The sequence below is a fragment of the Nocardiopsis sp. CC223A genome (assembly GCF_030766825.1).
Taxonomy (GTDB): Bacteria; Actinomycetota; Actinomycetes; order Streptosporangiales; family Streptosporangiaceae; genus Nocardiopsis.
In genome coordinates this window covers 81032-89637 of record NZ_JASFDV010000020.1, presented here as the reverse complement: position 1 = coordinate 89637, position 8606 = coordinate 81032, and the positions used below count along the sequence as shown (strand labels likewise).

10 protein-coding genes are annotated in these 8606 nt (G+C 73.2%); all 10 read left to right on the top strand.

The window, feature by feature from the left end; genetic code table 11:
* The first annotated feature begins 164 nt into the window (after nucleotides 1-164).
* The 10 genes from QJS33_RS11000 to QJS33_RS10955 all read left to right on the top strand — a co-directional run bounded on the left by QJS33_RS11000 (nucleotide 165) and on the right by QJS33_RS10955 (nucleotide 8489).
* Nucleotides 165-1250, top strand: coding sequence for a GTP-binding protein (locus QJS33_RS11000; protein ID WP_306367810.1), 1086 nt, complete (start codon nucleotides 165-167; stop codon nucleotides 1248-1250).
* 13 nt (nucleotides 1251-1263) lie between these two features.
* Nucleotides 1264-1512, top strand: coding sequence for a 30S ribosomal protein S18 (gene rpsR, locus QJS33_RS10995; RefSeq protein ID WP_306367809.1), 249 nt, complete (start codon nucleotides 1264-1266; stop codon nucleotides 1510-1512).
* A 47-nt stretch (nucleotides 1513-1559) separates the two neighbouring features.
* Entirely contained in the window at nucleotides 1560-1796 is a 237-nt protein-coding gene (rpmB, locus tag QJS33_RS10990; protein WP_306367808.1) for a 50S ribosomal protein L28, read from the top strand.
* Complete coding sequence (gene rpsN, locus QJS33_RS10985; protein ID WP_306367807.1) at nucleotides 1796-2101, top strand: 30S ribosomal protein S14; 306 nt, start codon at nucleotides 1796-1798, stop codon at nucleotides 2099-2101. The genes rpmB and rpsN overlap by 1 nt, the downstream gene beginning before the upstream one ends.
* Before the next feature lie 182 nt (nucleotides 2102-2283).
* Complete coding sequence (locus tag QJS33_RS10980) at nucleotides 2284-3399, top strand: FecCD family ABC transporter permease (RefSeq protein WP_372339636.1); 1116 nt, start codon at nucleotides 2284-2286, stop codon at nucleotides 3397-3399.
* Entirely contained in the window at nucleotides 3399-4181 is a 783-nt protein-coding gene (locus QJS33_RS10975; RefSeq protein WP_306367806.1) for an ABC transporter ATP-binding protein, read from the top strand. The genes QJS33_RS10980 and QJS33_RS10975 overlap by 1 nt, the downstream gene beginning before the upstream one ends.
* A 41-nt stretch (nucleotides 4182-4222) precedes the next feature.
* The gene (locus QJS33_RS10970; protein WP_306367811.1) at nucleotides 4223-5191 is read left to right on the top strand and encodes an ABC transporter substrate-binding protein; all 969 of its coding nucleotides are present in this window, start codon (nucleotides 4223-4225) and stop codon (nucleotides 5189-5191) included.
* Between the two features lie 272 nt (nucleotides 5192-5463).
* Nucleotides 5464-5886, top strand: coding sequence for a CBS domain-containing protein (locus QJS33_RS10965; RefSeq protein WP_306367805.1), 423 nt, complete (start codon nucleotides 5464-5466; stop codon nucleotides 5884-5886).
* A 584-nt stretch (nucleotides 5887-6470) separates the two neighbouring features.
* Nucleotides 6471-7283, top strand: a complete 813-nt coding sequence (locus tag QJS33_RS10960) for a SigB/SigF/SigG family RNA polymerase sigma factor (RefSeq protein WP_306367804.1) — start codon at nucleotides 6471-6473, stop codon at nucleotides 7281-7283.
* A 12-nt stretch (nucleotides 7284-7295) separates the two neighbouring features.
* Nucleotides 7296-8489 carry an aromatic acid exporter family protein gene (locus tag QJS33_RS10955; protein WP_306367803.1) on the top strand — a complete coding sequence of 398 codons (1194 nt, stop codon included), beginning with the start codon at nucleotides 7296-7298 and terminating at the stop codon, nucleotides 8487-8489.
* Nucleotides 8490-8606 lie beyond the last annotated feature (117 nt).

Genomic DNA, 8606 nt, shown 5'->3' with positions numbered 1-8606 from the left:
ACCCGCCGGGGACCGCCCCGGTCGGGCCCCGCGGACCGCGCGCCCGGGGCCCGGCCCTCCGGTCCCGGGCCGTGGGAGGCGGTTCCCACCCCCGATGCCCCGGCCTTGGACGATGTCGTGTATGTTTTGAAAACGGTTTTCATTTCCAAAGAGAGGAGGCGACCATGCGCGTGGCCGTGATCACCGGCCTGCACCGCCCAGCGCGCGAGCGCGCCGTCGACGCCGCCCTGACCCTGCCCCGCACCCTCGTGGTCCACCACGACCTGTCGGCCATCGGCGAGGGCCACGTCACCCGCGTCACCCGCGACCACCGGGGCACACTCGGCCGCGACCCCGTCCACCTCGTCCACGCCTGCGCCTCGTGCACCCTGCGCGAGGACCTCATCCCCTTCCTGCTGGCCACCGCCGCCATCGGCGAACACGACCTGTGCGTCGTCGACGCCTGGGACGGCGTCGAGCCCCGCATGATCGCCGAAGCCGTGGCCGCCCAACCCGAACTCACCCTCACCGCCGTCGTCACCGCCGTGGACGCCGACCGGCTCCTACCCGACCTGGCCTGCCACGACGACCTCGTCGACCGCGGCCTGGACATCGCCGAGAACGACGACCGCGCCGTCAGCGAGGTGCTCACCTCCCAGATCGAGTACCCCACCGCGATCGCCCTGCACGGCCACCGCCACCTCGCCGAGGCCCGCGCCCTGATCGAGCACCTCAACCCGGCCGCCGCCGTCCTGGACCCCACCGACACCTCCGCCCTCACCGCAGGCCGGTTCGACACCGCCGCCGCGCACAACCGCACCGACCCGCTGGGCGTCCACCACTGCGGCCGCACCACCGGGCGGGTGAGCACCGTCGTGTGGTCGCGGCGCCGCCCGCTGCACCCCGCCCGCCTGCACGAGGCCATGGACCACCTGGTGTCCATGACCCTGCGCGGCCGCGGCCGCCTGTGGCTGGGCAGCCGCCCCGACACCGTCCTGGTGTGGGACTCCCACCGCGACCTGGCCACCGTGGCCGCCGCGGGCCCCTGGCTGGCCGCGCTGCCCGAGGCCGCCCTGGAGATGGTGCCCGACGCCCGCCGCACCAGCGCCCTCCTGGACTGGGACCCCACCGTGGGCGACCGCGGCCAGCACCTGGCGTTCACCGGCGTGGACCTGGACGCCGACCGGCTCACCGCCCTGCTCGACTCCTGCCTGACCACCGACGACGAGACCGCCTTCGCCGACGACCCGTTCGCCGCCGCCGAGGGCTGAGAGGAGAACCCGCATGCCGACCGCCCGCCGCCCCGACAAGAAGAGGGCGCCCCGCAAGTTCGCCAACCCCCTGGGCGACCTGGACTACATCGACTACAAGGACACCGACCTGCTGCGCCGGTTCATCTCCGAGAAGGGCAAGATCCGCAGCCGCCGCGTCACCCGCGTCACCGCCCGCCAGCAGCGGCTCATCGCCGCGGCGATCAAGAACGCCCGCGAGATGGCCCTGCTCCCCTACCCCGGACCCCACTCCCCGCGCTGACACCCCGGACCCGACACCACCACCGAGACAAAGAGAGGAACCGGCCCGTGTCCCGTATCTGCCAGGTCACCGGCAAGGCGCCCGCCTTCGGCAACGCCGTCTCCCACTCCCACCGGCGCACCAAACGCCGCTTCGACCCCAACATCCAGACCAAGCGCTACTGGCTGCCCGGCGAACAGCGGTTCGTCAAACTCAAGGTCAGCACCAAGGGCATGAAGGTCATCGACGCCCGCGGCATCGAACGCGTCGTCGCCGACATCCGCGCCCGCGGGGAGAAGGTCTGATGGCCAAGAAGAGCAAGATCGCCCGCAACGAGCAGCGCAAGGCCGTCGTCGCCCGCTACGCCGAGCGCCGCGCCGAACTCAAACGCCTCATCAAGAGCCCGCACACCGACGAGGACACCCGCGCCGCCGCCGTGGCCGAACTGCGCCGCCAACCCCGCGACGCCAGCGCCACCCGCGTGCGCAACCGCGACTCCGTCGACGGCCGCCCCCGCGGCCACCTGCGCAGGTTCGGGCTCTCCCGGATCCGCTTCCGCGAGATGGCCCACCGCGGCGAACTGCCCGGCGTCACCAAGTCCAGCTGGTAGCGGCCCGCGCCGCCCCTCCCGGTCCGGGCGCCCCCGCCCCCTCCTCTCCCTCCTCACGGCGGGGGCGCCCCCGGCCCGCATCCCCGCGTTCCCCTCCCACCGGGGACGCACCCCCCTACCATGACAACCGTTGTCATTTCCGCACCGTGGCGCGACCACGCCCCGACCCACCAGGAGCACGGGTGTCCCCGACCCCAGCACCCCCGCTGACCGCACCACCACCCCCGACACCCGCGCACCCCACCGGCCCCCGCTGGCTCACCACCCCCACCGGCACCGCCACCACCGCCCTGGCCCTGGCCCTGCTCCTGGCCGCCTCCACCCTGCCCGCCATCGGCCTGGGCACCGCCCTGGTCCCACCCGCCGAAACCGCCCACTACCTGTGGGCCGCCCTCACCGGCGGCACCATCACCCCCGACGAAGTCACCCGCTACCAGATCATCTGGAACATCCGCACCCCCCGCGTCCTCCTGGCCGCCCTCGTCGGAGCCGGCCTGGGCGCCGTCGGCGTCGCCGTCCAGGCCCTGGTCCGCAACCCCCTCGCCGACCCCTACATCCTCGGCGTCTCCTCCGGCGCCTCCGTCGGCGCCGTCACCGTCACCGTCCTGGGCGCCCTGGCCGCCCTGGGACCCCACGCCGTCTCCGCCGGCGCCTTCGCCGGGGCACTGGCCGCCACCCTCCTCGTACGCCTCATCGCCCGCACCGCAGCAGGCATCACCCCCCTGCGCCTGGTCCTGACCGGCGTCGCCCTCTCCTTCGGGTTCCAGGCCCTCATGAGCGTCATCGTCTACCTCGTCCCCGGCAACGAGGCCACCGCCACCGTCCTGTTCTGGACCATGGGCGGATTCGGCGCCGCCACCTGGGGCGCCCTGCCCGTGGTCGCCGCCCTGGTCCTGGCCGGCCTGGCCGTACTGCACACCCTGGCCCGCCGCCTGGACGCCGCCGCACTGGGCGACGAGACCGCCGCCAGCCTGGGCGTGGACACCGACCGGCTGCGCCGCGTCCTGTTCCTGGTCACCGCCCTGATGACCGGCGCCATGGTCGCCGTCAGCGGCGCCATCGGATTCGTCGGCCTGGTCGTCCCCCACGTCGTCCGCATCCTCGTCGGCGCCGCCCACCGCCGCGTCCTCACCATCGCCCCCCTGGCCGGCGCCGTCCTGATGATCTGGGTCGACCTGGCCTCACGCACCCTGGCCGCACCCCGCGAACTCCCCCTGGGCGTCCTCACCGCCCTCATCGGCGTCCCGGTGTTCCTCACCCTCATGCGCCGCCGCGGCTACCTCTTCGGAGGCCGCTGATGCACCTGAACCTGGACGGCCTCACCGTCGCCCTCGACGGCGCCACCCTCGTCCACTCCCTGTCCCTGGACGTCCCCGACGGCTCCGTGGTCGGCCTCGTCGGACCCAACGGCTCGGGCAAATCCACCGCCCTGCGCTGCATCTACCGGGCGCTGCGCCCCACCGGCGGCACCGTCCGCGTCGGCGGCGACGACCTCGCCACCCTCACACCCCGCGAAGGCGCCCGCCGCATCGCCGCCCTCACCCAGGAGAACACCGGCGACCTCGACTTCACCGTCGCCGAGGTCGTCGCCCTGGGCCGCGTCCCCCACCAGCGCGGCAACACCCCCCTCACCGCCCGCGAACGGCGGCTGTGCGCGGACGCCATGGACGCCATGGACATCACCCACCTCGCCCACCGGGGCGTCCTCACCCTCTCCGGCGGCGAACGCCAACGCGTCCTGATGGCCCGCGCCCTGGTCCAGGAACCCCGCGTCCTGGTGCTGGACGAGCCCACCAACCACCTCGACGTCCGCCACCAGATCCACCTGCTCTCCCTGCTGCGCGAGGTCGGCGCCACCACCCTGGTCGTCCTGCACGACCTCAACCTGGCCGCCGCGGCCTGCGACCGCATCGGCGTCCTGGACGCCGGACACCTGGTCGCCACCGGCACCCCCGCCGACGTCCTCACCCCCGACCTGGTGCGCAAGGTGTTCGGCGTGGAGGCCACCGTCGTCCCGCACCCGCTGACCGGCGCCCCCCAACTCCTCTACCGTCTCACCCACCAGGAAGGCACCCCGTGAACCGCTTCCCCCTCCCCCTACGCCCCTTGACCGCAGCGTCCATGGCCCTGGCCGCCCTGGCCGCCACCGGCTGCGGCGCCCGGGTCGAACAGGACCCCGCTCAGGCGGGCGCGGCCCCCGAGGCCGTCACCGTGAACCGCTGCGGCGAGGAGATCGAGTACACCACCCCGCAACGCGCCGTGGTCTACGAGGGCGGCAGCGCCGACAAGATGTTCGCCCTGGGCCTGACCGACCACGTCCACGGATACGTCATGCCGCCCGCCAACCCACCGGTCACCGAATCCCCCTGGGCCGACGAATACGCGAAGGTCGAATTCCTCAGCGACGACCTCCTCAACCGCGAACTCGTCGTGGACGCCGACGCCGACTTCGTGGTCGCCGGCTGGAACTCCGGCTTCAGCGACCAACGCGGCATCACCCCCGAGATCCTCGACGGGCTCGGCATCCAGAGCTTCATGCACACCGAGTCGTGCTTCAACTACCCCGGATACCCCGAGAGCGTCACCCCGTTCGAGGGCCTGTACACCGACCTGGAACGCCTGGGGGCGATCTTCGGCGTCCAGGACCGGGCCGCGGAAGTGGTCGCCGACTACCGGGCGCGCGTGGAGGCCGTCCGGGAACAGGCACCCCAGGGCGACCCGGTCCCGGTGTTCCTCTACGACTCCGGCACCGACCAGGCGTTCACCGCCGGCTCCCAGGTGCCGCCCAACGACATCATCCGCTTCGCGGGCGGACGCAACATCTTCGCCGACCTGGACGAACGCTGGACCCAGGTCGGCTGGGAGGCCGTCGTGGAGGCCGACCCGGAGGTGATCATCATCCTCGACTACGGCGACCAGCCCGCCGACGACAAGATCGCGTTCCTGACGGAGCAGCCCGCCCTGGCCGACGTCCCCGCCGTGGCGGAGGAGAACTTCTTCATCCTCGACTACAACGAGGGCATCTCCGGCCCCCGCAACATCGACGGCCTGGAGAAGTTCGCCGAATACCTGCGCGAACACACCTCCTGACCCCGACCCGGCGCCCTCCCCGCACCCCCGCCGGGAAGGGCGCCGCCCCACCCCCGCCCGCGGACACGCACGCGATCCGACCTCCTCCCGGACACGCGGACCGACAACCGGGCCCAAGCCCGCCGCACGTACTCGACTACCTGCGGAAAGGGCCGTTAAACGTGGGCCGCTCCGCGACGGCGCACCACCGAAGGACGGTGTTTACGCGATGCGGCGCGGGCTAGTGGCCAGGTGCACTCCCATTGGCTCCGACCCGAGGAGGGGGACCGGAAATGGCGACCAACAGCATCTCCGACATCATGACCACCCAGGTGCACACCGTCTCGCCCGACACGTCCTTGCAGGAGGTCGCGCGGATCATGCGCGACTCCGACCTGGGCGACGTCCTGGTGACCGAGGAAGGCCACCTGGTGGGCATCCTCACCGACCGGGACCTGGTCGTGCGGTGCGTGGCCGAGGACGGGAACCCCGCCGGCCACACCGCAGGCGAGATCTGCAGCTCCGAGGTGGCCACCGTGCCACCGCAGAGCGACATCCGCGACGCGGTGAACACCATGCGCGAAGGCGCCGTACGCCGCCTCCCCGTCGTGGACGGCGACCGGGTCGTGGGCGTCGTGACCATGGGCGACCTGGCCCAGGCCATCGACCGGAACTCGGCCCTGGCCGACGTCAGCGCCGCGGCGCCCAACCGGTGACACGGCGCCCCGCGCCGGGCGCCCGCCGTCCGCTCACGGGGGACCGGACGGCGGTGCACCGGCCGGTGCGCACCCGGTCCCGGTGATCCGCTCACCGGGACCGGACGGCCCCGCCACCGACCCGCCCGCGCCGCGGGCACCCGATGCCCGCGGGCCCCTCCCGGTACCGCACCTCCCCCGGCGGTACGCCGACCCCCGGGCCGCCCCGCCCCCCGGCCGCAGGGCACCGCGCCCCCACCGCACCCGCCCCCGGACGGTCACCGCCACCCGCCGCAGCCCCCTGAGCGCCCCCCGAACCGCCGAACTCACAGACCCCATGCCGGGGTCAACTCTCCAAAAAAGAAGAGACCGAAATGTTAGCCGCCGTCCCAGTGGGCACATAGGCCCCGAGGTCACCCCACGAGACCACCCCGACGGCACCGGGTGAACGCGGTGTCCGACCCGCCCGCCACGACCCACACGAGCACGTGGGGCCACCGACCGGCACACCGACCGGCACACCGACAAGGCAGCGGACACCGCACCGGCACCCGCCGACCGCGGACCGCACCGCGAGCACCACTCCCGTTCACGCGGAGGAAGGCATGTCCATCGAGACCGGCCCCACCGTCGACGTGAAGGAAGAAGAAGTCGACGGGCGCTCGGCAGAAGAACTCCTGGAAGAGCTGCGCACCCTGCTCCCGGACACTCCGGAGGCGCTCCGGATCCAGGAGGAGGTCCTGGAGCTGTACCGGCCCCTGCTGTACCGCATCGCCCGCCACTACAGCGGACGCGGCGAACCCTACGAGGACCTGCGCCAGACCGCCCACCTGGGCCTGGTCAAGGCCGTCCACGGCTACAACCCCGACCGGGGCAAGAAGTTCATCTCCTACCTGCTGCCCACCGTCACCGGCGAGATCAAACGACACTTCCGCGACCACACCTGGGCGATCCGCGTCCCCCGCCGCCACCAGGAACGGCGCGGCCGCCTCCACCGCGTCAGCGTCGAGTTCCAGCAGCGCCACGCCCGCGAACCCCGCACCGACGAACTCGCCCGCGAGATGGGCCTGCCCCGGGCCGAGGTCGAGGAACTCCTCCAGGCCTCCGAGGCCTACAGCACCCTGTCCCTGGACCTGCCCGACCACCGCGACGAGGAGAACAGCCCCACCCTGGAGGAGAGGATCGGCGGCGAGGACGACTCCTACGAACTCGTACTGGAACGCGAGTCCCTGCGCCCGGCCATGTGCTGCCTGGACGACCGCGAACGCGTCCTGCTCCGGCTGCGCTTCTTCGAGGACCTCACCCAGGCGCAGATCGCCGAGGAGATCGGCTGCTCCCAGATGCACGTCTCCCGGCTCCTGGCCGCCACCCTGGACAAACTCAAGGAACGGGTGGACCGCGAGGACACCACGAACTGAAAAGGGACACAGGTGACCCGCGCCGCCCGCCGGACCGAACGGCTCCCGGCCCGCGCCGCCCGCCGGACCCGACGGATCCTGACCCCCGGCACACAGGAGCGCGACACCGCCCTGGTGATCCTCAAGGCGGCCCTGGCCGCCACCCTGGCCTGGCTGGTCTCCTTCGGCCTCATCAAGGCGACGACACCCGCGTTCGCACCGTTCGCCGCCCTGATGATGATCGAGACCACCCTCTACCGCTCCCTGCTGCGCTCGCTGCGCATGCTCGGCGCGGTCCTGCTGGGCATCGCCCTGACCACCGTCCTGGCGATCCTGGCGGGCCCGGGGTACGCGGTCTTCGCCCTGGCGGCGCTGGCGGCCCTGCTGATCGGCCGCTGGCGCCGCCTCGGCGACCAGGGGACCCAGGTCGCCACGGCCGCGTTCTTCGCCTTCTCCGTCTTCGTGTCCCTCAACGGGGCCCAAGAAGTGGTCGCCCAGGCCGCCGAGATCTTCGCCGTCGTCCTCGTCGGAGCCGCCATCGGGGTGGCCGTCAACCTCCTCCTGCTACCGCCGCTGCGCCTGCGCGGCGCCGCCGCGGCCGTCGCCTCCCTCGCGGGCGGACTGCGCCGCCTGTGCCAGGACATGGGCGAGGCCATGCACGAGGGCCGACCCGACCCCGACACCGCACAGCGGTGGGGTGCACGCACCGACGAACTCCTGCGCAGCGCCCGGCAGGCGCGCGAGGCCACCGGCACCGCCCAGGAGAGCACCTTCTACAACCCGCGCCGCCTGCTGCACACCGACAGGCTCCGCGTCCGCGACCACGACCGGCTCATCGACGCCCTGGAACGGGCCGCCCACCAGGCCGCCTCCATCGCCCGAAGCCTCTCGCGCGCGGACCCGGACGACGGGGACACCGGACCCGCCATGATGGCGCGGTGCGCGGATCTGCTCCTGACCGCCGCCGACGCCTGGCACGTCCTGGAGGGCTGGGAGGACACCGGCTCCCCCAGCTGGAACCCCCCGGTCCAGGAGTTCCACGCGGCCGTCGAACGCACCGACCGCGCCGAACAGGAACTGGAGGCGCACTGCCGCGGCGACGGCGGCCCGCCGCTGGACGACCCCGCGCTCCCCTACGGGGTGCTCCTGGTGGAGTCGGTGCGCCTGCTCGACGAGCTGCGGGCCGTGGACGAGGTCCTGACCGCCTCCGCCGCACCCGCCCGCTGAACCGCGCCCCCGCCCGCGAACCGCAAGCCCGTGGCCCGCAGCCCGACCGGACGTGAGCCGGATACGGGCCGGACGTGAGAACGTGGCCCCGGAGCCCCTCCCCCGCGACCGCACCCA

Bases quoted from the DNA above. Each gene is read 5' to 3' on its own strand.
- rpsR (WP_306367809.1), top strand. From the start codon at position 1,264: ATGCCGACCGCCCGCCGCCCCGACAAGAAGAGGGCGCCCCGCAAGTTC.
- QJS33_RS10965 (WP_306367805.1), top strand. From the start codon at position 5,464: ATGGCGACCAACAGCATCTCCGACATCATGACCACCCAGGTGCACACC.
- QJS33_RS10960 (WP_306367804.1), top strand. From the start codon at position 6,471: ATGTCCATCGAGACCGGCCCCACCGTCGACGTGAAGGAAGAAGAAGTC.
- QJS33_RS10970 (WP_306367811.1), top strand. From the start codon at position 4,223: ATGGCCCTGGCCGCCCTGGCCGCCACCGGCTGCGGCGCCCGGGTCGAA.
- QJS33_RS11000 (WP_306367810.1), top strand. From the start codon at position 165: ATGCGCGTGGCCGTGATCACCGGCCTGCACCGCCCAGCGCGCGAGCGC.
- QJS33_RS10975 (WP_306367806.1), top strand. From the start codon at position 3,399: ATGCACCTGAACCTGGACGGCCTCACCGTCGCCCTCGACGGCGCCACC.
- rpsN (WP_306367807.1), top strand. From the start codon at position 1,796: ATGGCCAAGAAGAGCAAGATCGCCCGCAACGAGCAGCGCAAGGCCGTC.